We start from the raw sequence: 22,202 nt of genomic DNA, 5'->3' as shown, positions 1-22,202 counted from the left end.
GCTACAGCAACACGGGCTATTTGTACGCCCAACGCTACGCGCTTGATCAAGGTGCTCAAATCCCAAACCACACGGTCGAGGTTGAGAACACGCAATTTGGCTCACAGCCTTCGCCCATGACCGTTGCCATCGATTTGTTGCAGCGTTCGGGCGTGCCCTCTAGCGCATTAGGGTCGGTCAATGATGCGTTGGCTTATGCATCGGGTTTGGGTATTTATGCGTGCCCCGTTTACACCAGCTTGTCGGCATGTGCTGACATGGTGAATGACTTGGCCACCATTGGCAACGTGGGCTTGGTGTCAAGCGAGGGGCTGTTGAAGTTTGTCCCCTACGGTGCATCCAGCGTAGGTTCGTATGTGCCCAACACCACGCCTGCCTACAACCTGAGCGATGATGATTTCATTGCAGACGCAGGTACTGACCCCATCAAAGTCACGCGCAAAAGCGAGGCTGACACTTACAACCACATCAAAGTTCAATACGCCGACGCGAGCCGTGAATACAACACGGCCATCAGCGAGGCCAAGGATGACGAAAGCATTGCGCGCTCGGGCATTCGAACCAAAGACAACATCAGTCTCAACGGCATCACTGATGCGCAAGTCGCACGCTTGGTTGCGCAGCAAATCCTTCAACGTGAAATTGCCTTGCGCAATACCTATGAGTTCACGCTCGGTGCACGCTATGCACGCTTAGAGCCTATGGACTACGTCACGTTGACTGACGCTTACCTTGGCCTCGATAAGTTGGTGGTGCGCATCATCGAGATCGAAGACCAAGATGATGTGTTCTCCATCAAAGCCGAAGATGCGCCCATGGCTGCATTCACCCCAGCTGCCTACGCGTTTCAAAAATCAGCGGGGTTTGTGGGCAACTACAACGCAGCGCCAAAAAATGTAGCGACTCCTGTGTTTTTTCAGTCGCCCATCAAATACACGGGTGGCAGTGGCATCGTTGTGCGCATTGCTGCAACCGGCCCTGATACCACGTGGGGTGGTTGCGTGATTTGGATGAGCGTTGACGGTAACAACTACAGGCAGTTGGGCCAAACCAAATCTCGCACCCGTTATGGTCAGCTCACTGCGCCTCTCGGTGTGTCTGATACCAGCCTGTCGGTGGTCTTGGCAGGTGTCGGTGGTCAGTTGCTTTCTGGCTCTGCGGCTGATGCCGACAGTGGCTCCACCATGTGCTGGGTAGGCACGGGTGGCAAGGGCGAGTACTTGAGCTACCAAACATCCTCGTTGCAGGCCGCCAACACCTACCAATTAAACAGCTTGCGTCGGGCCAAACTCAACAGCACCCCAGCTGCACTGGCTGCGGGGGCGAGCTTTGTTCGTGTGGATAACGACGTGTTTGAAACAGAGCCCTTGCCGAGCGAATGGGTAGGCTCCACCATTTATTTCAAGCTCACATCACTCAACCAATTTGGCAGCAGCATGCAGTCATTGGCTGAGGTGGTGGCTTACCCCTACATGTTGCAGCATGAGTTGCCTAATGCTGTGGGTGGGCTGTCCTTGACCATCACCAGCAACGGGGTGTTGGTGACTTGGAGCAAATCGCTTGATGCCGACTATTTAGACACCGAGTTGCGCAGCGGTCCATCGTGGGATGCAGGCACGTTGATCACCCGTAAGTCCAGCACCTCACATCTTTTGGGCTGGCAATCTTCGGGTGCCACACTCACGATGTGGGCGCGTCACCGTGATGAATCACTCAGTTACAGCGCCACGGCTGCCACGTGCAGCCTGATTATTTCGCCCCCCTCAACTGTCGTCATTGCCCGCTCAGATGTGCAGGTCAATACGGTGGCGCTGGGCTGGAACGATGCCAAAACCAGCCAGCCTATCAAAAGCTACAGCATCTATACCGGCACATCGGGCGCTGCTTTTGCAGACTGTGCGCTTTATGGAAAAGCAGGCGCTGACTCGCGTAGCGATGTGGTGATTTTTAGAAGTGCAGGGGCCAAACGTATTTATTTGGTGGCTGAAGACGTGGCTGGCAACCTCAGCACCCCCGCACCGTTGGATGTGAACGTCACCTTGCCCGTCAACTTTGTGCTGTCGACCGAGTGGGATGAAAACTGGACAGGCACCAAAAACAATGCCTATGTCGATGACGGTGCACTCTACTTGCCCGCGTTCGCTGGCGAAACATGGGACAGCCACTTTTCTTCACGTGGGTGGACCAGCAGCGACGCACAAGTGGCCGCCAGCTACCCCTTGGCTTTTGAGCCTTCTGCGTTGACGGGCAGCTATGTAGAGCTACACGACATTGGCAAATTGATGGCCAGCGTCAAGGTGGGCGTGACGGTACAAAGCGTCACCTTGGTGGGCTCGGTCCTGCCGAGCGTGTTGATCGAGTGGAGTGCAGACGCCAGCACATGGACAGCTGGGCCTGTGGGGGCGACTGAGGTGCAAGTCTCTCAAGTGCGCTACGTGCGCGTGACTTACAGCGTCACCGCCGTTGGGGGTGATGACTTGGTGAGGTTGCAACGCGTGCATGTGGTGGTCAGTAGCGAAGAAAAAAGCGAATTCGCCGCACTCACGCTGGTTAGCAGTGATGCCAATGGCACGGCGTACACCACCACCAAAAACTTTTCCGATGTGGTCACGGCGGTGTTTTCGCCAACACCTACAACACTGGGTGGCACATCGCCCATCGCGAAGTGGAACGTTTACATCGATGACAGCGCCGCACCCACCACGCCCGCCAAGGTGTACGTCATGGCGTGGGACGCAGCCAACAACCGTGTCAGTGGGGCAGGCTCGTTGCAAATTGGCGGCTACTAATTTTTGGAGGATCAATGGCAGACTTAAATGACTTAAACAAACCAGACGGTGCGAGTAACTACTCAACTGAAGTTTGGCAAACCGTGCGTGGCCACGTCGCACGATTGTGGAGTGGCGACTATGCAGGCATGGGCAACTTGGTCGCAGGCATGCGCCGCTGGGTCCGAGTTGGCACCACGGATGCGAAGCTGGTTCAACGTAACTCAGCGGGTGGCGAAGATGTGCTGTTCGACAGTAGCTTAAAAGCCAACGCCTCAGACGTTGCCACGTCACTTGCACAAAAGCCAAAAACCGATGGCACGGGCGCTACGGGCAATTGGCCCATCGACATCGCAGGCAGTGCCGCCAAGCTGGGCGATTTTGCAGCGGCGAGTTATTTGCGCTCAGTCAATGGCGCTGGGCCTGACGCATCGGGCAATGTGGCTGTAAGCGTTGACCAGTCGGGTCGCGTTGCCAAAACCGGCGACACGATGACAGGAACTTTGACGGTTCCTGCGTTGACGATTTCAAGTGCGGCGAACTACCTTAATTTGAATGACACCTCTACTGGTCGTACGCGTTACTTGCATCACAACGAAGACTTGATGGGTTTCTTGGATACCGCTGGTAGTTGGGCTTTGTACGAGAACAACTTGGGCCAAGTTTGGACCAAAAACTACGGGTGGTTGCATGACAAATTTGCAGCTAATAACGATGCGCTACGTACGTTTGCTGGCGGTCAATCGCACTACGACCAAGGTGGAAATACTCCAGGAATGAAACGCCTGTGCACGCGCACAAATGGCTCGCAATTCTGGATTTATGAGAGCAACTCTTCTAACTGCAATTGCAATTGTGATTGCACCTGCGGAGGATAAATCATGATCATCTTACGTTCAAAATTCATTGAAAAAGCAGATGGGTATCAAGCTCCATTGATCATCATTCATAAAGATGATGCGAGTCTGATTGTTGAAAGGATCAATGCTGGTGATGGCGCAGCTTTGCGTTTGTCTGTTGATGACATCCAACCGTGGGAATACAAGTACTTTTATTGGAGCTTTACAAAGGGTGGATTCTTAGAGGCGGACGATTTTGCGAACAGCCGAGACGGTGATGCATTTATGCGGTCGCACCGAGGCTGCCAAGAGGGTCCGATTTTGACTGTTGCTCGTGGCGAAACTGATGAGCTTTTTGTGGTTGTGTCGCAGCCTATGCACACTGATTTGCCATTCAATGTTCATGATAAGTTTGGGTCCAGTACTTCAATCTTGGGTGAGATCATTCCCGGTTTTGTAGACGGTCCTTTTATGCGCTCCGTCATAGCAAAGAACGATTTGATCGCGCGAGTGAATCCCATGAGTATGTTGGCTGAGCAAGAAAAGCAAATAGACCTGCTTTCTATGCTGGTGATCTCATTGGCTGAAAAACAGCCAGAGGACGAACGTCCTGATTGGTTGCCTCAGTTCAAGGCCATGCTTGAGCAATCTTCGTCACTCCAATTCAAGGGCCCAGACAAAGCCATTAAAGGCATTGCTGATCGCAAAGCTCACATTCGCTCGTTGCAAGAGCAGTACTACAAAACTAAGTCAGGCGGTGCGTAATGTCTAGGTTCAATATCCATGTGCTGCGTGACGATGGCACTTCTGCAATCCTGCACTATGACAATCAGACGTCTGCACTGACATGGGCAGATGGCGCTGCTGTTATTCCTGTTGAGGCTGCGGTATTTAAGGGCGCGACAGTGGTTTCTTCAACGCAGTCGGGTCGTAAAGGCACGGTTAAAACATTGAAGATCAGTCTCGGCTTGCTGTGCAACTATGAATGCAGCTACTGTTCGCAAAGGTTTGTTCCGCGTGCCGACCAGACCAACCCGGGTGATGTCGCTTCCTTTTTGGATGCTTTGACCGATGCTTTGATCGAGCCGCCCGAGCGTATTGAGTTTTGGGGAGGAGAGCCGTTGGTTTATTGGAAAACTCTCAAACCTCTGGCGGAGTGCTTACGCGAGCGGTACCCACAGGTTCGATTCAACATCATCACCAATGGCAGCTTGCTTGATGTTGAGAAAAACGACTGGTTAGATCGACTTGGTTTTAGCGTGGGTTTGTCTCACGATGGACCTGGCTACCACGCACGCGGTGCAGACCCGCTAGACGACCCAGAGAAGCGCGCGGCCATCATGGATCTGTGGCATCGGCTTCAGCCACAGGGTCGCATGAGTATCAACGCCATGTTGCATGCGGACAATCGCAGCCGTGCACATATTCAGGCTTGGCTGCAAGAACGCTTTGGCGACGGTGTGGTGGTGGGTGAGGGGTCTTTCATCGACCCGTATGACGATGGTGGCATGGCTTCTACGTTCAAAACTCCCCGCGACCACATTGGTTTTCGGTCCCTCGCATTCAAAGAATTGCGCCTTGGCATGGCATCTAAGTTTTCAATCGCACACAGCAAGATTCAAGATTTTGTGCGCTCAATTAAATCTGCACGACCTGCCTCTGCGCTGGGGCAAAAGTGCGGCATGGACCGTCCCGACAACTTGGCCGTTGACTTGCATGGCAACGTCATCACTTGTCAAAACGTCAGTGCAGCTGCGATTGCACCAAATGACCAGCCTCACAACATTGGCCATATTTCAAATCTGCAAGCAGTCAAGCTAAAAACATCGACTCATTGGAGTGAGCGCGGTGATTGTCCAAGCTGCCCTGTGCTACAGCTTTGCAAAGGCTCCTGCATGTTTCTTGAAGGGGCCCTTTGGGATGCTGGTTGTGATGCCGCGTACTCAGACAACATTCCATTTTTTGCAGCAGCCATCGAATTCATGACAGGTGCGATGCCTGTCTACATCGAGGGAGATTTCCGCAGCGATCGCAAAGATATTTTCGGCATGGTGGATGGCGTGCCATCTGCCAAGGTGGCGCACAAGATCATCCCGATCGCAGTGGCTTGAATTATTAAAACAGAGGAAATAGAACATGGCCGAGCCAACTTCAACAACAGCTGCGGTGGTTACCTATGCCGCCGCTGGTCTATCCGTGCCAATGCTCACAGCATTCGGCGTCCCACTCGGCCTTCGTGCCGATGTGTTGGTCGCTGGATTTTTCGGTGGCCTTGTTGCCATTATCTTGCTCAATAGCGTGCCCAGCGAGGGCGACACCTGGCAGCATCTTGTCGCCACGACGCTTGAGCGAATGTTTGTAGCGATCGCAAGCAGCCTCACCGCTGGTTATCTCACCCCGTTGGCATTGTTGATGGCCAACTTGCCCGATTCGCTTTTGCTGAGCGCAGCGTTTGGTGTCGGGGGCGGTGCACAGCGTGTGTTGCAAATCCTCATCTCTAGACTCGGCGAAGCGCCTGCCGTTGTAGATGGGGGTGCGAAATGAATTCACTCCTTCAGGCTCTGCATTTTGTCGCTGGTTTTGTCGTGCTGGCTGAAGCACTGAACAAGTTAGAGCGCACTAACCCTTGCGTGCGTGGGATGGGTGCTCGCGAGCGGGTGACCGAGTGGCTCAAAGCCCTTGCTTGGTTGCTTTTTGCATTAGGTGCTGGCGGAGCAATAGCCACGCCTGTTCTGCTGCTGTGTGGCGTGCAAAGCGCTAATACGCCGCTGCTTCGACTTGACCACCCCACGCTTGCTGAAACTTCAGTTTTGTTGGGTTTTGCAGTATTGATTGTGCGCACCCGCGTGAAAGAAGGATGACCCGATGACCCCCAATGATTTATCACGCGCCACAGGCGCAAGTCTCGCTCGCGCCGCCGCATGGATGCCACACATCGTGGCGGCCATGGCCGAGTTCGAGATCAACACGCCTGCTCGCACCAGTATGTTCTTGGCGCAAATTGGCCACGAAAGTGGCGGGCTGGTTTACACCACCGAGCTGTGGGGGCCAACGCCCGCGCAGCGTGGCTACGAAGGACGCAAGGACTTAGGCAATACGCAGCCAGGCGACGGGTTGAAGTACCGAGGTCGTGGCTTGATTCAGATCACGGGCCGCATCAACTATGACCACGTGGGGCAAGCGTTTTTGCTCGACTTGTTACAAAACCCAAGTCTGTTGTCAGCCCCTGCGCTGGCCGCACGCAGCGCCGCATGGTATTGGAAAGAGCACGGACTGAATGAGCTGGCCGATGCGGGCGACTTTGAACACATCACCCGGCGAATCAACGGTGGGCTGAATGGCTACAAAGAGCGCATGGCCCTACTGGATGCTGCCAAAGGAGTATTCGCATGACGCTGCAAGGCCGAATCATCACCACATTGGGTGCTCTTATTTTCTTAGCGCTGAGTGCGTGGGCCGCTCATCACTCTGGCTACACCGATGGTTATGCACAGCGCGATCTTGAGTACCACGCGGCTGAAGCTGCTTTGCAACGTGAGGCCCGCGCAACCGAAGCGCGGCAAACAGAAACACTTTTAGGAGCCGTCGATGAACACACAGAAACAACAAACCGCAATCAAGCTGATGCTGTTGCTACTCACGCTGAGCGTGATCGGGTGCGCGACGCCTTCGTCCAGCGCGCTCGCGATTTGCCCACGTCCAGTGCAGATGCCTGCACCGTCGACCGCGCAGCCTACGGAAAGTTACTCGAAGCAGTTGGCCAAGCCATTGACCAACTTACAGAAGACGCTGAACGCATCGCCCTCGATGCAGACGGTCACGCCGCAGATTCGCTGATGTATCAGCGCATAGGGGGCATTGCGCCGCCCTAAAAAAGACGAGGCGACTGGATGGGGTGCGCGAACACCACACCCAGCCGCCAATCCACAGAACGGGCCTGTGAGTCAGCCAAGACCCCGCCACCCTCGAGGGCGGGTGAAGTTTAACAACAAAGAAAGTGCTCACAATGGCATCACCCATCATCCCGTGGATCGGCGGCAAACGCCGCCTAGCAGACCACATCATCCCTCGCTTCCCGCAGCACAGCTGCTATGTCGAGGTTTTCGCAGGAGGCGCAGCGCTCTACTTTTTACGCAATCCTGCGGAGGTGGAGGTAATCAACGACATCAATGGCGACGTGGTCAATCTTTACCGTGTCGTGCAAAACCACCTCGAAGAGTTTGTGCGCCAGTTCAAATGGGCGCTCAGCAGCCGTGAGATATTCAAGTGGACGCAGAGTACGCCCAGCGAAACGCTGACCGACATTCAGCGCGCGGCCCGTTTCTATTACCTGCAGCATCAAGCGTTCGGTGGACGTGTGGATGGGCAATCGTGGGGCACGGCCACCACGGCACCGGCAGTGAATTTGCTGCGCATCGAGGAGTCGCTGAGTGCGGCGCACTTGCGCTTGTCGAGCGCATACATCGAGCGGCTGGATTGGAAAGACTGCATCAAGCGGTACGACCGTCCACACAGCTTCTTCTACCTTGATCCCCCCTATTGGGAGACGGAGGGCTACGGTGTGCCGTTCCCATGGGCTGAGTATGAGACCATGGCCAAGATGATGCGCGAAATCAAAGGCAAGGCCATTTTGAGCATCAACGACCACCCAGACATTCGTCAGTGCTTCGATGGCTTCCACATCCTTGAAGTGCCCATCAAGTACACCGTGGGTGGTGGGCAGGGTGTTGAGCGCATGGAGTTGATCATCAGCAGCTGGGACGTGGATGCGGAGCCTGCTGGCTTGTTCTAAATTGCAAAAGCCCACCATCCTTCGGGGTGGTGGGCTTTTGCGGTTGTTGGCTGAATGGGAATTAATCGTCCCAGCCTTCACGTTGTATGTGTTTCATTTTGATGCCTTTCGTTATTGCTGCTGATTTTGCGCGGGTTGCTTGGACTTTTGAAGGAAGCCGATCACAGCATATCCAATGATCGCAGCCAGTGCGGTGCCTGATAACCAAGGCTTATCTAGATAAGCAAATAGACCGGAAGTACCCATTCCAACGATGATGATGAGAAAAGCCATCCAGTCTCTACGCAAGTTGTCGGCGCGATGAGCTTTCAAAGCTAACTCAATCATTTGTCGTTCAGTTGCTGAATTTTGTTCAAACACGGCCAGTACGCGCTCTGGGGCATCTGGCACCATGGCCTTGTACTTCAGCAAGACCTCTGGATCGAAAATCGTCTGAACTGTTTGCTGATGATGAACAACAGTTTGTTGGTGCGATCGAAGAGCCGCGGCAGCAGGTTTATTTTGCTGCGTTGGTATGGTTTGTTTTTTCCGCACGATTGATTACGCTCAGGTATGCGTCCATCATTTGACGCTGAGTTGATTCGGTTGCTCTTGTCGCCAGCTCGTTTGCCCGAGCGCGTTCGACAAAATGTGCATAGTCATGCATCCTGTTCATTGAAAACAGGCGAGGGATGGCTGCAAGGAGTTCACTCATAGGTGGAATCCTATATCAAAAAACACCGTTTGGGTGGTTAACACAGTCGATTCGGTCTTTTTAAAGTAAATCAGCCAAATCCTTAGCTGTGGGGTTGAAGTACACCATGGCCATCTTGGGGTCTGACCAGCCAAACACCTTGCACAACGTCAACACATCAAAAACGCGGCTCTTGGCCAGTCGTGTTGCCGCCGTATGTCGGGCATCGTGAAAAGTAAATCCGTCCACCTTGGCTGTGGCTTTGGCCCTGCGAAAAAGCGCATCGCGGGTGGACGATGTGAGGCCAAATACCAACGACTCATCAAACCCGCGCTGAAGGTCGATGATGCGACGTGCCGTTTTGGACAGGGGGACATCGCGCCCCTTGCCGGTCTTGCTGGTAGAGAGCACGATGTGCTTTTCTTTGACCTGCGGCCAAGTGAGGGCGGTAATTTCGCCAGAGCGCATGCCCGTGATCAATGCCAACAAGAAGCAGTTGGCCAGCGAGTGGGTGATGCTTTTGGATGGCCCACGCGTCCACTTGGTGGCTCTAAGCACTTTGCGAATTTCGGGGCCTGTAATCACTCTGTCTCGGTGGTCGGGGGCCGCTGGTTTGCGCACGTCTTTGACGGGATTGGTCGTTATCCAGCACCAGTCGCGTCTTGCATGCTCAAAGATAGAGCTAAGCAGCTTGAATTCACGCAGGACTGTGGCAGGTGACACATTGGTCAAGCGCTTATCGCGCCACTCGGTCAGGTCTTTGGTGGTGACTTGGCCAATTTTTGAATTGACAGGCAGGGTGCGCTCAAAGGCTTTGAGGCGGGTGAGTTCCCATACTTCACCTTTATGGGTAGGCGCAACTTCCTCCCCAAACTTGCGCATAGCATCGCCAAGCGTGTAAATTGACTCGGGTGTATCCGCCTTTGCTCGGAGTTCAATTTCGCGTTCAGCTGCCCATTGAGCGGCTTCTCGACGGGTTGGAAATACCTTACTGTCTCTAGTGCCGCGCACGTAGACTTGCGCTCTGTAGCCGCCAGAGTTTTTGGTGATACTTGCCATGGGGAGTTTTGTGGGGAATGAATGGGGAGTAGGTGTCCACATTTTCCACAAAATACCGTTAATTCCTGTTAACGGTGGTACATTTTGAACGGGATTTAACAGTGTTTGTTAAATCCCGTAAGTGTTTTGGTGCCCAGGAAGGGACTCGAACCCCCACGATGTTACTCGCTAGTACCTGAAACTAGTGCGTCTACCAATTCCGCCACCTGGGCATCTCAGGAAAGAGAGTATTGTATCAAAAATTCCGCAGTCGCCAGTTCTTTACTGGAAGAGTTTGAAGGAACCGTATCGGGTCACCGAGATGGTCATGGTTTTGTGCAGCGCGATGACGGCGCACCAGACATTTACCTCCCCCCGAATGAAATGCGTGCCGTGTTGCACCGTGATCGCGTCAAGGCGCGCGTGGTTCGTTTCGATCGCAAAGGTCGACCCGAAGGGCGTGTGGTTGAAATATTGGAGCGTTCCAAGCAACCCATCATTGGCCGATTGCTGCAAGAGAGTGGTGTTTGGTTGGTCGCGCCGGAAGACAAGCGCTACGGCCAAGACGTCTTGATCCATAAAGGCGCCACAGGCAAAGCCATTTCGGGGCAAGTGGTTGTGGTCGAGTTGACTGAACCCCCCAGTTTGTATGGGCAGCCTGTTGGACGTATCAAAGAGGTCTTGGGTGAGGTGGATGACCCCGGCATGGAGATCGAAATTGCCGTTCGCAAATACGGTGTGCCGCATGAATTCTCCGAAGGCTGTTTGGCCTTGGCGCGGGGCTTGCCAGATAAGGTGCGTGCGCAAGACAAAAAGGCGCGCGTTGATTTGACGGACATTGCGTTGGTCACCATCGATGGCGAAGATGCTCGCGATTTTGATGATGCCGTTTATTGCGAACCTGCCAAAGTAGGTAAAACCAAAGGCTGGCGCTTGCTGGTGGCAATCGCTGACGTGAGCCACTACGTAGAGACCGGCAGTGCCATTGACATTGATGCCTATGACCGCGCGACCAGTGTGTACTTTCCGCGTCGCGTGATCCCCATGCTGCCCGAGAAGCTGTCTAACGGCTTGTGCTCGCTCAACCCCGATGTCGAACGCTTGTGCATGGTGTGCGACATGATGATTACCTCGACGGGGGATGTGCAGGCCTACCAGTTTTATCCTGCTGTCATGCACAGTCATGCGCGTTTCACTTACAACGAAGTTGCCGCGATTTTGTCGAACACGCGTGGTCCTGAAGCTGCGAAACGCAAAGAGCGAATTCCAGACTTGTTGAATTTGCACGACGTGTATGGCGCGTTGCTTAAAGCACGTCATGCACGCGGTGCGGTCGACTTTGAAACCACGGAAACACAAATCGTTTGCGACGACAGTGGGCGAATCGAGAAAATCATTCCTCGCACGCGTAACGATGCGCACAAGTTGATCGAAGAAGCCATGCTGGCGGCCAACGTTTGTAGCGCAGACTTTATTTTGCAAAGTAAACACCCAGGCTTGTTCCGGGTGCATGAAGGCCCTACGCCCGAAAAAATCGAAATTTTGCGAGGCTTTCTGAAGGCGTCTGGTGTGAACATGTCGGTGGGCAATGACCCCAAACCGAGTGAGTTCCAAGCGATTGCCGATGCCACCAAAGAGCGGCCCGATGCGCAACAAATCCATGCCATGTTGCTGCGCTCTATGCAGCAAGCCATTTACACGCCCATGAACAATGGGCATTTTGGCTTGGCGTTTGAGGCCTACACGCACTTCACCAGTCCGATTCGTCGCTACCCTGACTTGTTGGTGCATCGCGTCATCAAAGCGATCTTGTTGCAACGTCGTTACCAATTGCCAGCTTTGCCCACACCGGGTGAAGCGCATGCCAAGTTGGCCCGTCGTTTGGCTTCGCGTGTGCGTGAGCCTTCGCAAAAGTTAGAGCAAAAACCCAAGGCCACGGTGGACCAGCAAGCTTGGGAGGCGGCGGGCTTGCATTGCAGTGCGAACGAGCGACGTGCTGACGAGGCCAGTCGCGACGTCGAGGCTTGGTTGAAGTGCAAATACATGCGTGAGCATTTGGGCGAGGAATACGGTGGCGTTGTGACGACGGCGACCAGTTTTGGATTGTTTGTCACGCTAGACGCCATGTACGTCGAGGGCTTGGTGCACATCACCGAGCTGGGTGGCGAATATTTCCGTTTTGACGAGGCGCGCCAAGAGCTGCGCGGTGAGCGTTCGGGCATTCGCTATGCCATTGGTTCACGCGTTCGTGTGCAGGTCAGTCGCGTCGATTTGGATGGTCGAAAGATTGACTTCCGCTTGGTACGTGAAGGTGACGACGTCGCGCTCACGCGGACGCCTAAAGATCGCGGTGCTTCGCGCAGCGGTGGTGGTTTTGAAGGCGCTGCTTCGCCGATTCAGAACTTCAAGTCGGCTGTGAAAAAAGCCTTTACCAAGGTCAGTGGCAAAGCGCGCAAGGGCGAGTCAAAACCGGGTGCTAAAAAAAGCGCGGGTGCCCAAGCGCGTCGTCCTAAAAAGTAACTCAGCGTACTGACGCGGCTAACCACGCCGCGTCAAACGTTGGGCTTTGCGTGCTCCATTTATCCGCCACTGAACCGTGTGTGCATACGGCTTCGCAACTGGCTAAGAACGCGTCATGGCTGTGCGCTAACTTTGCGCCGATCAAACCGGCCAGCACGTCGCCCGTGCCAGCCGTGGCCAAACGCGCATTGCCTGTGGGGTTGATCACCGATGTGTGGCCCGTCTGCGCCACGATGGTGCCAGAGCCTTTGAGCACCACCACGGCTTGGGTTTGTTGGGCCAGTGTTTCGGCGGCTTGCAGTCGATCTGCTTGTACGTGTGCGGCTGAGCAGCCCAGCATTCTTGCCGCTTCTAGTGGGTGAGGTGTCAGCACGGTGGGCAGGCCTTTGGCGGCTCGATTTTTTAACAGCTGTTGAAGCGATGTATCTTGCGCGATGGTGTTCAATGCATCTGCGTCTAAGACCAAGTGTGCCGCTGTGGACAGCACGCGGGGTAAGACACTGCGCACGGCATCGCCCCCTCCGCATCCACACACGAGGGTGGCGCGCTTGCAGTCGAGGTCTACGACCTTGCGGACCATCAAGGCGGGGTGTTGTGCGGCCACTGCAGTGTGGTCTGCGTCATCCAAAAAACCGACCAACACGCGACCTGCGCCGCCATGCAGTGCGGCTAGGCCTGCCAAGATGGCGGCTCCCGTCATCCCTTGGGCTCCGCCGATCACCATCACATCGCCAAAACTGCCTTTGTGGCTGCTGTGTGGGCGCGGGCTTGTTGTTGCGGTGCCAGCTTGAAGCCATGCTGTGGGTTGGGCGGTGTTTTCAATGCCTAAGTTGGCGAACCACACGTCGCCTGCTGCATCGCGGCCATCGGCGGTGAACAGTCCTGGCTTGAGCGTGAGCAGGCTCAAGGTGTGCCGTTGGGCATTGCGAATGGCTGGCCCATTGGGTTTGAGCCATTGGCCGGTGTCGCTCATCAAACCGGAAGGCAGATCAACGCACAAAATAGGAGATTCGCTCGCGTGCATCAACGCCAGCCATTGTGCGATGTGTCCTTCGGGCATACGCTGGCAGCCGATTCCGAGGAGGGCGTCGATGGCCAGATCAAATTGCGTGGGAGGCGTCGCCGCAAACGTGACACCTGCGTCTGTAGCGCGTTGCCAGGCTTGTCGGGCATCTGCGGGCGTCAATTCGGGCGTGCCTAGCCACGTCACGACAGGGCGTTTTCCCCATCGTTTGAGATGAATGGCCGCTTCAAGTCCATCTCCGCCGTTGTTACCAGGGCCACAGGCGATCCATATATTTTGTGCATGTGGCGTTAAGGCCAGTGCCAATTGCGCGGTAGCCAAACCCGCCCTTTGCATGAGTGTGTGGCTCGGTAATTCACCTTGTGCTTGGCGCTCGAGGGCCCGCGTTTGAAGCGTGCTGAACAAGGCGTGTGCTTGTTCGTGGCCAATGCGCTGCACAAGGTTGGGGTGGTTCATCGGGTTCGTCCTAGGCGTTCGATTCCCAGTCCTGCTAAGTCAATCTCTGGTTTTCGTTGGTCGATGCTATCGGCTAACACGCGCGCGCTTCCACAAGCAAGAGCCCAACCGCTGGATCCGTGACCTAAATTCAGCCAGATGCTCGGTACACCACTGGCGCCGACGATGGGCGGCCCATCGGGCAGCATGGGGCGCGCACCTTTCCAAATTTGGACGTTGTCCTGCGTGCGTGCGGCACCTGGAAACCAATCGTCCAGCACTTTGTACAAGGTTTTGATACTGCCTGCGTGGTATTTGTTGGCGTATCCGCCAATTTCGGCGCCGCCCGACACGCGCACACGCTGGCCCAAACGGGAAATCGCTACTTTGTAGCGTTCGTCCATCACGCCACTGCGAGGGGCGTCAAGGGGCTCGCGGACTGCCGCACTCACCGAATAGCCGTGTACGGCAGCCAGTGGAATACGCAATCCGAGCGGCGCGAGCAAGGATGCGCTGGCAAGTCCTGCACACATCACCACGGCATCAAAACGACGTCCCGCATCGTCAGGTGCGAGTCGGATCGTGGTGGGTTGCGAGCGTAGGAGAGGTTGAACGTGCGCATTCAAATGCAACTTGACACCCAAGGCTTCGGCTTCTTGTTTGAGCATCAGCGTGAATTGGCGCGAGTTGCTGACCTCGTCGTCGGCAAAATGAAGCGCTTCCAAAAATGGTGTTTCTGGATTCAGGGCGGGCTCTACGGCGCGTGCTTGCTCGGGTGTGAGTGTTTTCACGCTCAATCCAGCGTCGCGCATAACTTGCAAAGAGGCTTGCGCCATTTTGCGTTCCCGTTCGCCGCGCAGCAGTACCAAAAAACCTTGTGCGCGTTCGTAATCCAAGTTCAAGCGATGCGTGAGCTCTTGTAAGCGCTGCTGGCTGTAGCTGGCAAGGCGGAGCATGTTGCCGCGATTGCGTGCAAAGGTTGCGCCATCGCAGGCTTGTTGCCACTGCCACAACCAACGTAATTCTCGCCATCCGAGATGGCCGATGCGAGCAGGGCCGTGGCGTTGCCACAGATGCGTCAACACGTGCAAAGCCATGCCTGGTTTGGCCCAAGGCGTTGTGTAACTGGGTGACACCACCCCCGCATTGGCAAAGCTGCACAGTTCGGCGGCTGAGCCATTGGACTCAAAAATACTAACTTCGTGGTTTTGATGTGCGAGTTCGTAGGCGGTGGTCACACCGATCACGCCCGCACCGATCACTGCAATTTTCATGAGTTTGTATAGCTGGTGTGCGGCTGTCGTGGGGTGTTGTTCATGTTTGGCTGTGCTAGAATCTTTGGGTTTTTCCGGATAACACCTCTCAGGGTTTGTTCGGAGTAAACATCACTCGCAAACCAGCCCATTCAAGGTGTTGCCGCATGTCTCAAACTCTTGACCTGCGGCGATGAAGGGCTGGATTTTAGACCCAACCTTTGGAGTAAATCTATGTCAGTCACAATGCGCGAAATGCTGGAAGCCGGTGTCCACTTTGGTCACCAAACTCGCTTCTGGAACCCCAAAATGGCCCCGTTCATTTTTGGCCACCGCAACAAAATTCACATCATCAACTTGGAAAAATCGTTGCCGATGTTCCAAGATGCCATCAAGTTCGTGAAGCAGTTGTCTGCGAACCGTGGCACTGTGTTGATGGTCGGTACAAAGCGTCAATCCCGCGAAATCGTCTCCGCCGAAGCGCAGCGCGCTGGCGTGCCTTTCGTTGACCAACGTTGGTTGGGCGGCATGTTGACCAACTTCAAAACCGTCAAGACCTCGATCAAGCGCCTCAAAGACATGAAGATCCAGCAAGAAGCTGGTTTGGATGCGTTGTCTAAGAAAGAACAGTTGATGTTCAAGCGCGAAATGGAAAAACTTGAAAAAGACATCGGCGGCATTCAAGATATGGCTGTGTTGCCTGATGCGATCTTCGTGATCGACGTTGGCTACCACAAGATTGCCATCGCTGAAGCCAAGAAATTGGGCATTCCATTGATCGGCGTGGTGGACTCTAACCACTCACCTGAAGGCATCGACTACATCATCCCAGGTAACGATGACTCTTCTAAGGCTGTGACTTTGTACGCACGCGGTATTGCCGATGCGATCATCGAAGGCCGTGCCAACGCTGTGAACGACGTGGTCAAGGCTGTTGCCGAAGGCGCTGACGAGTTCGTTGAAGTCGCTGCTTAATCGCTAGGCCCAACGTCGAAAAGGGGCTTGTGTAGCCCCTTTTTCACACCTGAAATTTTTGAACTGATACGGAGAATTTAAATGGCTGCTATTACCGCAAGCATGGTCGCTGAATTGCGCGCTAAAACTGACGCTCCCATGATGGAGTGCAAAAAAGCTTTGACTGAAGCCGAAGGCGACATGGCCAAAGCAGAAGAGTTGTTGCGCGTCAAGCTCGGCAGCAAGGCTGGCAAAGCATCGAGCCGCGTGACGGCCGAAGGCGTTGTTGCCAGCTACATCAGCGGCAACACTGGTGCCTTGTTGGAAGTGAACTGCGAAACTGACTTTGTGACCAAGAACGACAGCTTCTTGGCTTTGGCACAAGCTGCCGTTGAGTTGATCGTCAAGCACAACCCCGCTTCCGTGGAAGAAATGGGTGCTCTGCCTTACAGCCAAGAAGGTTTTGGCCCCACGCTGGAAGACGCACGCAAAGGTTTGATCGGCAAGATCGGCGAGAACATGAGCTTCCGTCGCTTCAAGCGTTTCGACGGTGCTAAGAAATTGGCTGCGTACTTGCACGGCACACGCATTGGCGTGATTGTTGAGTTCGAAGGCGACGAAGTGGCCGCCAAAGACGTGGCAATGCACGTCGCTGCCATGAAGCCTGTTTCGTTGACCAGCGCTGATGTGCCTGCTGAGTTGATCGAAAAAGAGCGCTCAGTCGCTGCTGCGAAAGCTGCTGAGTCTGGCAAGCCTGCTGACATCGTCACGAAGATGGTCGAAGGTTCTGTGCAAAAGTACCTCAAAGAGGTGTCTTTGTTCAATCAAACATTCGTCAAGAACGACAAGCAAACTGTTGAGCAGATGCTCAAAGCGGCCAACACCAATGTTTCTTCATTCACCTTGTACGTGGTGGGTGAGGGCATTGAGAAGAAAGTCGACGACTTCGCTGCCGAAGTGGCCGCGCAAGTTGCTGCTGCCAAGCAGTCAGCCTAATCAGACAGGGGGGCGCAGGCTCCCCTTCTGTTATTTATTCCCTACATCAATTCCACCCCATACATCCAGGAGCTTTTCATGACCACACCCCAGCCAGCCCACAAGCGTATTTTGCTCAAGCTGTCAGGGGAGGCCTTGATGGGCGACGATGCATTTGGTATCAACCGCGCCACCATTGTTCGCATCGTCGGCGAAGTGGCTGAGGTGATCAATTTGGGTGTGGAAGTGGCCATCGTGATCGGTGGTGGCAACATTTTCCGCGGTGTCGCGGGCGGTGCGGTCGGTATGGACCGTGCCACAGCCGATTACATGGGCATGTTGGCTACGGTGATGAATTCGTTGGCGTTGGCTGACACCATGAACAAAGCGGGTTTGACGGCTCGCGTGATGTCTGCCATCGCCATTGACCAAGTGGTTGAGCCTTACGTTCGCCCCAAAGCTTTGCAGTACCTCGAAGAGGGCAAAGTTGTGATTTTTGCAGCTGGCACCGGCAATCCCTTCTTCACCACCGACACGGCCGCGGCCTTGCGTGGCGCGGAGATCGGTGCAGAGATGGTGCTCAAAGCCACCAAAGTTGACGGTGTTTACTCTGCCGATCCTAAAAAAGACCCCAACGCGACCCGTTACGAAAAAATCAGTTTCGACGACGCGATTGGCCAAAATCTCGGCATCATGGACGCGACCGCATTTGCGCTGTGTCGCGATCAAAAATTGCCCATCAAAGTGTTCTCGATTTTCAAAAATGGCGCCCTCAAACGCGTGGTGATGGGCGAAGACGAAGGCACTTTGGTGTACGCCTGATTCTGATTCACTGTACGTTTTGACCTTTTCAATGCGTTGCCTCCGGAGCACAACATGACTATCGCTGACATCAAGAAAACAACCGAAACCAAAATGGGTCAATCGATTGCGGCTTTCAGCCACAGTTTGACCAAAATCCGCACAGGCCGACCCAGCCCAGCCTTGCTCGACAACGTGCAAGTTGACTATTACGGCTCCATGGTGCCAATCAGCCAAGTGGCCAACGTGTCCTTGTTGGACGCCCGTACTTTGAGCGTGCAGCCTTGGGAAAAGCCGATGGGCGCCAAGATTGAAAAGGCCATTCGCGACAGCGATTTGGGTTTGAACCCCTCATCTATGGGCGAGTTGATTCGCGTGCCCATGCCTCCGATGTCGGAAGAGCGTCGCAAAGAACTCACCAAAGTGGTTCGCACCGAAGGTGAAAACGCCAAGATTGCCGTGCGTAACTTGCGCCGTGACGCCAACGAGTCTGTGAAGAAATTGGTGAAAGACAAACTCGCTTCTGAAGACGACCAAAAGCGCGCAGAAGCAGACATTCAAAAAACCACTGACAGTCACATTGCTGAGATTGACAAGCTCATCGCCAGCAAAGAGCACGAAATCATGGCGGTCTAAGACCTCATGTTGAAACAACGCGTCATCACCGCCCTTGTGTTGCTGGCGCTTTTGTTGCCAGCCCTGTTTGCATCAACGGCTGAGCCTTTGGCTAGCTTGACCTTAATTTTGATCGCAGCAGGTGCTTGGGAGTGGGGCCGTTTGAATGGGCTGGCCATGCGCGGCGCATTGCGCATGGGTGCTGTTTGTGTCACCTTGTGCTTGTTGGCATGGTCTGCTCGTTGGGCTTATCAGCCTCCTGGGTTGATGTGGCCGATAGCAGGTGCTGCTTGGGTATTGGTGGGCGCTTGGCTTTTGCGAGGCGGCGTCACCCATTGGCCCAACATTTCTCGTATCGTGCGTTGGGTTGCAGGTATTTTTGCCCTGTGTCTGACGTGGCTCGCGATGTACCAAGCCAAAGTGATGGGGGTTAATTTTTTACTCTCTTTGCTGCTTTTGGTCTGGATGGCAGACATTGCTGCTTATTTTTCAGGACGTGCCTTTGGTCGTCGCAAATTGGCGGTGGCCATCAGCCCAGGTAAAAGCTGGGAAGGCGTGTGGGGCGGCATGGTTGGCGTCTTAGCCATGGCCTTCTTTTGGGTTTGGGCCGATACCCAATGGGCGCTCGACAGCCCGAGCCTGTTCACACGATTGCATGGCCGAGGCTGGCCTTTCATGGTGTTGGCAACGCTGTTTTTGGTGGCCATGAGCGTGGTGGGCGATTTGGTGGAGTCTTTGGTCAAGCGCAGTGCAGGCTTCAAAGACAGCAGCCAGTTGTTGCCCGGTCACGGTGGCGTTCTAGACCGCGTCGATGCCTTGTTGCCCACGCTGCCACTTGCGCTCATGCTGGTGCAATCGGTTTGACCGCACATTTGACCTCACACCACGGAGGCGCTATGCCGCAACGCATCACGGTGCTTGGATCGACCGGTTCGATTGGCACCAACACCTTGGACGTGATCGCACGTCATCCCGATCGATTTGAAGTTTTTGCCCTCACAGGGGCAACCCAAGTGGATTTGATGTTGCGTCAGTGTGCGCAATTCAAACCTCGCTTCGCGGTGATGGTGCAGCCCGATGCCGCCAAACAACTGCAAGACCGAGTGCGTGCTGAGGGCTTGAATGTGCAGGTACTCAGTGGTGCGGCTGCGCTGGATGAGGTCTCTGCGCATGCCGAAGTGGATGCCGTCATGGCCGCCATCGTCGGGGCTGCGGGTTTATCGCCTTGCTTGGATGCGGCTCGCAGCGGTAAGCGCTTGTTGTTGGCCAACAAAGAGGCGTTGGTGGTGGGGGCCGAGGTCTTTTTGGACGCGGTGAAAAACGGTGGCGCGACGCTGTTGCCTATCGACAGCGAACACTCCGCTATCTTTCAATCGCTGCCTGAAGATCCGGCCACATGGGATACGCGCGTGGCCAAAATCATCCTCACTGCTTCGGGGGGGCCGTTTCGTACCCGTGAGTTGGCGAGCCTGAAAGACGTCACGCCCGAGCAAGCGTGCGCCCATCCCAATTGGGTCATGGGTCGCAAAATCTCGGTCGACTCTGCGACCATGATGAACAAGGCCTTGGAGGTGATCGAGGCGCGCTATTTGTTTGGCTTACCACCCGAGCGCTTGGAGGTTGTGATTCACCCCCAAAGCATCATTCACTCCATGGTGCAGTACCGCGACAACTCCGTGGTGGCGCAGCTTGGTACACCCGATATGCGTGTGCCGATTGCCTATGGTTTGAGCTGGCCCGAGCGCATGGTTTCTGGCGCAGACGCGCTGGACTTTCACGCCTTGTCCGCCATGACCTTTGAGGCCTTGGACGACCATGGTCATCCCGAGCGTTTTGCGGGCATCCATTTGGCTTGGCATGCGCTGCGTGGGCCGCGTGGCACCACGGCGGTGTTGAATGCTGCGAACGAAATTGCTGTGGCTGCGTTTCTCGATCGTCAAATTCGCTTTGATCAAATTCATCACTTGAATTTGAACTGCCTGTCGCGCATGACCTTCGCGACCCCTCATCACCTTGATGACTTACTCGATTTAGACGCACAAGCTCGTGCCGTGGCACAAGACGAAATACATCGCTTGGCTTTGCCATGACGGTGCTGGCTTTTTTGCTGGGTTTGGGCTTACTCATCACCGTGCATGAGTGGGGCCACTATCGGGTGGCGGTGGCTTGTGGTGTGAAAGTGCTGACCTTCTCGATTGGGTTTGGCAAGCCTTTGCTGCGTTGGAAATCCCGCCGTTCTTACCCAGGTCAAGACACCGAATTCGTCATCAGCCTCATTCCCTTGGGTGGCTACGTCAAGATGTTGGATGCTTCCGAAGAAGCATTGACACCTGCAGACGCTGCGATGGCGCTGGATCGTCAACCTTTGTGGGCGCGTACGGCCATTGTGTCGGCGGGCCCTCTTGCGAATTTGTTGTTGGCACTGGTTTTGTATGCCGCGACTTTTTGGCTTGGGCAATACGAAACCCGTGCGCTGTTGGCCACCCCCATCGCGGGTTCGCCTGCAGATTTGGCAGGTTTGAAAAGTGGTGATTTGGTGTCACGCGTTGGCGTGGATGGCGCGTCTATGCAAGATGTGGTTTCCATGGAGCAATTGCGTTGGTGGCTGATGCAGCAAGATCTCGCGATGTCTGACTTTGTGCTGGAAGTGCAGCCCATAGGCCGCCACACTTCGCACTTGGTGTCCGTGACGGCGAAAGCCGTTGACGAAGGGGCGAACAGCGCCACCACAGCTTTGCAAGATTTGGGTTTGGTCGGGGCGTGGAGTCGTGCAGTTTTAGGCGACTTGCAACCCAACAGCGCGGCGAGGCAAGCCGGTTTGCAGCGTGGCGACGAGGTTGTGCGCATCGATGCCCGCGTGATCGACGACGCCGCAGCGTTGCGCGCCACGGTCCGTGCCAGCGGTCGCGCACAAAACCCGATTGCTGAGCAACTGTGGGAGGTCCAACGTGCGGGGCAGGGTGTGTTACACATCGCAGTGACGCCTGATCGCGTGGCCGACGGCGCTGAATTTATTGGGCGCATTGGCGCTCAAGTTGGCGAAGCACCACAAAAAATTTGGGTTCAATATGGTTTGCTTGATGGTTTGGTTCGTGCTGCGCAGCGAACGTGGGAAGTCTCGCGCCTGACGCTCGACATGATGGGGCGTTTGATCACGGGCCGGGCATCTTTGGATAACCTCAGCGGTCCATTGAGCATGGCCGACTATGCGGGCCGTTCAGCCAGCGTGGGTTTAGGGCCTTACTTGGCCTATTTGGCCTTGCTCAGTGTGAGCCTAGGTGTGTTCAATCTCTTGCCGTTGCCAGTCTTGGATGGTGGGCACCTGTTGTATTATCTTTATGAGGCTTTCACGGGGCATCCCCCCTCGCCACGATGGCTGGAAATCCTGCAAAGTGCAGGCATGGCAGTGCTCATGGCACTGATGGTTTTTTCTCTTTTTAACGACGTAGTTCGCTTAGGCTGGCTGAGTTAAGTCCCCCTACACAACAACGCCAAGGCCCTTGAGTTTTCAGTTC

At 54.9% G+C, this 22,202-nt stretch carries 22 protein-coding genes and 1 tRNA gene; 17 read left to right on the top strand and 6 right to left on the bottom strand.

The window, feature by feature from the left end; genetic code table 11:
* The 9 genes from RMS95_RS14190 to RMS95_RS14150 form a co-directional block, all read left to right on the top strand.
* Positions 1-2,789, top strand: a 2,789-nt coding sequence (locus tag RMS95_RS14190; protein WP_310646845.1) for a phage tail protein, incomplete at its 5' end; no start/stop codon positions are given.
* Positions 2,790-2,803: 14 nt separating this feature from the next.
* Complete coding sequence (locus RMS95_RS14185; protein WP_310646844.1) at positions 2,804-3,646, top strand: hypothetical protein; 843 nt, start codon at positions 2,804-2,806, stop codon at positions 3,644-3,646.
* Positions 3,647-3,649: 3 nt separating this feature from the next.
* Entirely contained in the window at positions 3,650-4,372 is a 723-nt protein-coding gene (locus RMS95_RS14180; protein WP_310646843.1) for a hypothetical protein, read from the top strand.
* Positions 4,372-5,718, top strand: a complete 1,347-nt coding sequence (locus tag RMS95_RS14175; RefSeq protein ID WP_310646842.1) for a radical SAM/SPASM domain-containing protein — start codon at positions 4,372-4,374, stop codon at positions 5,716-5,718. The genes RMS95_RS14180 and RMS95_RS14175 overlap by 1 nt, the downstream gene beginning before the upstream one ends.
* Before the next feature lie 25 nt (positions 5,719-5,743).
* Positions 5,744-6,151 (top strand): hypothetical protein, encoded by a 408-nt coding sequence (locus RMS95_RS14170; protein WP_310646841.1) that lies wholly within the window; start codon positions 5,744-5,746, stop codon positions 6,149-6,151.
* Positions 6,148-6,468, top strand: coding sequence for a hypothetical protein (locus RMS95_RS14165; RefSeq protein ID WP_310646840.1), 321 nt, complete (start codon positions 6,148-6,150; stop codon positions 6,466-6,468). The genes RMS95_RS14170 and RMS95_RS14165 overlap by 4 nt, the downstream gene beginning before the upstream one ends.
* Positions 6,469-6,472: 4 nt before the next feature.
* On the top strand, positions 6,473-7,000 hold the full coding sequence (locus tag RMS95_RS14160) for a glycoside hydrolase family 19 protein (RefSeq protein WP_310646839.1): 528 nt from the start codon (positions 6,473-6,475) through the stop codon (positions 6,998-7,000).
* Positions 6,997-7,479 (top strand): hypothetical protein, encoded by a 483-nt coding sequence (locus tag RMS95_RS14155; protein ID WP_310646838.1) that lies wholly within the window; start codon positions 6,997-6,999, stop codon positions 7,477-7,479. Before RMS95_RS14160 ends, RMS95_RS14155 begins: the two co-directional genes overlap by 4 nt.
* Before the next feature lie 134 nt (positions 7,480-7,613).
* A complete protein-coding gene (locus RMS95_RS14150) occupies positions 7,614-8,399 on the top strand; it encodes a DNA adenine methylase (protein ID WP_310646837.1) in 786 nt (261 codons plus the stop codon).
* Between the two features lie 111 nt (positions 8,400-8,510).
* On the opposite strand, the gene RMS95_RS14145 is transcribed toward RMS95_RS14150, so the two are convergent.
* From RMS95_RS14145 to RMS95_RS14130, 4 genes are all read right to left on the bottom strand, one after another.
* Positions 8,511-8,933 (bottom strand): hypothetical protein, encoded by a 423-nt coding sequence (locus RMS95_RS14145; protein ID WP_310646836.1) that lies wholly within the window; start codon positions 8,931-8,933, stop codon positions 8,511-8,513.
* A complete protein-coding gene (locus RMS95_RS14140; protein WP_310646835.1) occupies positions 8,896-9,093 on the bottom strand; it encodes a hypothetical protein in 198 nt (65 codons plus the stop codon). The genes RMS95_RS14145 and RMS95_RS14140 overlap by 38 nt, the downstream gene beginning before the upstream one ends.
* A gap of 60 nt (positions 9,094-9,153) precedes the next feature.
* Positions 9,154-10,131 (bottom strand): site-specific integrase, encoded by a 978-nt coding sequence (locus tag RMS95_RS14135; protein WP_310646834.1) that lies wholly within the window; start codon positions 10,129-10,131, stop codon positions 9,154-9,156.
* Positions 10,132-10,258: 127 nt separating this feature from the next.
* A tRNA-Leu gene (locus RMS95_RS14130) sits at positions 10,259-10,343 on the bottom strand.
* A gap of 22 nt (positions 10,344-10,365) precedes the next feature.
* On the opposite strand from RMS95_RS14130, the gene rnr reads away from it, so the two are divergent.
* Entirely contained in the window at positions 10,366-12,630 is a 2,265-nt protein-coding gene (rnr, locus tag RMS95_RS14125) for a ribonuclease R (protein ID WP_310646849.1), read from the top strand.
* A gap of 1 nt (position 12,631) precedes the next feature.
* Here the strand turns inward: rnr and RMS95_RS14120 are convergent, their stop codons facing one another.
* Positions 12,632-14,110, bottom strand: coding sequence for an NAD(P)H-hydrate dehydratase (locus RMS95_RS14120; RefSeq protein ID WP_310646833.1), 1,479 nt, complete (start codon positions 14,108-14,110; stop codon positions 12,632-12,634).
* The gene (locus RMS95_RS14115; protein WP_310646832.1) at positions 14,107-15,363 is read right to left on the bottom strand and encodes a D-amino acid dehydrogenase; all 1,257 of its coding nucleotides are present in this window, start codon (positions 15,361-15,363) and stop codon (positions 14,107-14,109) included. The genes RMS95_RS14120 and RMS95_RS14115 overlap by 4 nt, the downstream gene beginning before the upstream one ends.
* 213 nt (positions 15,364-15,576) lie before the next feature.
* On the opposite strand from RMS95_RS14115, the gene rpsB reads away from it, so the two are divergent.
* The 7 genes from rpsB (at position 15,577) to rseP (ending at position 22,159) form a co-directional block, all read left to right on the top strand.
* Entirely contained in the window at positions 15,577-16,317 is a 741-nt protein-coding gene (gene rpsB / locus RMS95_RS14110) for a 30S ribosomal protein S2 (RefSeq protein ID WP_310646831.1), read from the top strand.
* Between the two features lie 81 nt (positions 16,318-16,398).
* The gene (gene tsf / locus RMS95_RS14105) at positions 16,399-17,292 is read left to right on the top strand and encodes a translation elongation factor Ts (protein ID WP_310646830.1); all 894 of its coding nucleotides are present in this window, start codon (positions 16,399-16,401) and stop codon (positions 17,290-17,292) included.
* A gap of 78 nt (positions 17,293-17,370) precedes the next feature.
* Positions 17,371-18,093 carry a UMP kinase gene (pyrH, locus tag RMS95_RS14100; RefSeq protein WP_310646829.1) on the top strand — a complete coding sequence of 241 codons (723 nt, stop codon included), beginning with the start codon at positions 17,371-17,373 and terminating at the stop codon, positions 18,091-18,093.
* A 54-nt stretch (positions 18,094-18,147) separates the two neighbouring features.
* Positions 18,148-18,708, top strand: coding sequence for a ribosome recycling factor (gene frr / locus RMS95_RS14095; protein WP_104797621.1), 561 nt, complete (start codon positions 18,148-18,150; stop codon positions 18,706-18,708).
* Between the two features lie 6 nt (positions 18,709-18,714).
* Entirely contained in the window at positions 18,715-19,551 is an 837-nt protein-coding gene (locus tag RMS95_RS14090) for a phosphatidate cytidylyltransferase (RefSeq protein WP_310646828.1), read from the top strand.
* A 32-nt stretch (positions 19,552-19,583) separates the two neighbouring features.
* Positions 19,584-20,777, top strand: coding sequence for a 1-deoxy-D-xylulose-5-phosphate reductoisomerase (gene ispC / locus RMS95_RS14085; protein WP_310646827.1), 1,194 nt, complete (start codon positions 19,584-19,586; stop codon positions 20,775-20,777).
* Entirely contained in the window at positions 20,774-22,159 is a 1,386-nt protein-coding gene (gene rseP / locus RMS95_RS14080; protein WP_310646826.1) for an RIP metalloprotease RseP, read from the top strand. The genes ispC and rseP overlap by 4 nt, the downstream gene beginning before the upstream one ends.
* The last annotated feature ends 43 nt before the right edge of the window (positions 22,160-22,202 follow it).

The organism is Limnohabitans sp., from assembly GCF_031539175.1.
In the GTDB taxonomy this organism is placed as follows: Bacteria; Pseudomonadota; Gammaproteobacteria; order Burkholderiales; family Burkholderiaceae_C; genus Limnohabitans.
This window is presented reverse-complemented; position numbering and strand designations above follow the sequence as displayed.

Coding starts and splice junctions, on each gene's coding strand:
- RMS95_RS14150 (WP_310646837.1), top strand. CDS start 7,614: ATGGCATCACCCATCATCCCGTGGATCGGCGGCAAACGCCGCCTAGCA.
- RMS95_RS14120 (WP_310646833.1), bottom strand. CDS start 14,110: ATGAACCACCCCAACCTTGTGCAGCGCATTGGCCACGAACAAGCACAC.
- RMS95_RS14115 (WP_310646832.1), bottom strand. CDS start 15,363: ATGAAAATTGCAGTGATCGGTGCGGGCGTGATCGGTGTGACCACCGCC.
- RMS95_RS14185 (WP_310646844.1), top strand. CDS start 2,804: ATGGCAGACTTAAATGACTTAAACAAACCAGACGGTGCGAGTAACTAC.
- tsf (WP_310646830.1), top strand. CDS start 16,399: ATGGCTGCTATTACCGCAAGCATGGTCGCTGAATTGCGCGCTAAAACT.
- RMS95_RS14160 (WP_310646839.1), top strand. CDS start 6,473: ATGACCCCCAATGATTTATCACGCGCCACAGGCGCAAGTCTCGCTCGC.
- rseP (WP_310646826.1), top strand. CDS start 20,774: ATGACGGTGCTGGCTTTTTTGCTGGGTTTGGGCTTACTCATCACCGTG.
- RMS95_RS14170 (WP_310646841.1), top strand. CDS start 5,744: ATGGCCGAGCCAACTTCAACAACAGCTGCGGTGGTTACCTATGCCGCC.
- pyrH (WP_310646829.1), top strand. CDS start 17,371: ATGACCACACCCCAGCCAGCCCACAAGCGTATTTTGCTCAAGCTGTCA.
- RMS95_RS14140 (WP_310646835.1), bottom strand. CDS start 9,093: ATGAGTGAACTCCTTGCAGCCATCCCTCGCCTGTTTTCAATGAACAGG.
- RMS95_RS14135 (WP_310646834.1), bottom strand. CDS start 10,131: ATGGCAAGTATCACCAAAAACTCTGGCGGCTACAGAGCGCAAGTCTAC.
- ispC (WP_310646827.1), top strand. CDS start 19,584: ATGCCGCAACGCATCACGGTGCTTGGATCGACCGGTTCGATTGGCACC.
- RMS95_RS14180 (WP_310646843.1), top strand. CDS start 3,650: ATGATCATCTTACGTTCAAAATTCATTGAAAAAGCAGATGGGTATCAA.
- RMS95_RS14175 (WP_310646842.1), top strand. CDS start 4,372: ATGTCTAGGTTCAATATCCATGTGCTGCGTGACGATGGCACTTCTGCA.
- RMS95_RS14155 (WP_310646838.1), top strand. CDS start 6,997: ATGACGCTGCAAGGCCGAATCATCACCACATTGGGTGCTCTTATTTTC.
- rpsB (WP_310646831.1), top strand. CDS start 15,577: ATGTCAGTCACAATGCGCGAAATGCTGGAAGCCGGTGTCCACTTTGGT.
- RMS95_RS14165 (WP_310646840.1), top strand. CDS start 6,148: ATGAATTCACTCCTTCAGGCTCTGCATTTTGTCGCTGGTTTTGTCGTG.
- frr (WP_104797621.1), top strand. CDS start 18,148: ATGACTATCGCTGACATCAAGAAAACAACCGAAACCAAAATGGGTCAA.
- RMS95_RS14090 (WP_310646828.1), top strand. CDS start 18,715: ATGTTGAAACAACGCGTCATCACCGCCCTTGTGTTGCTGGCGCTTTTG.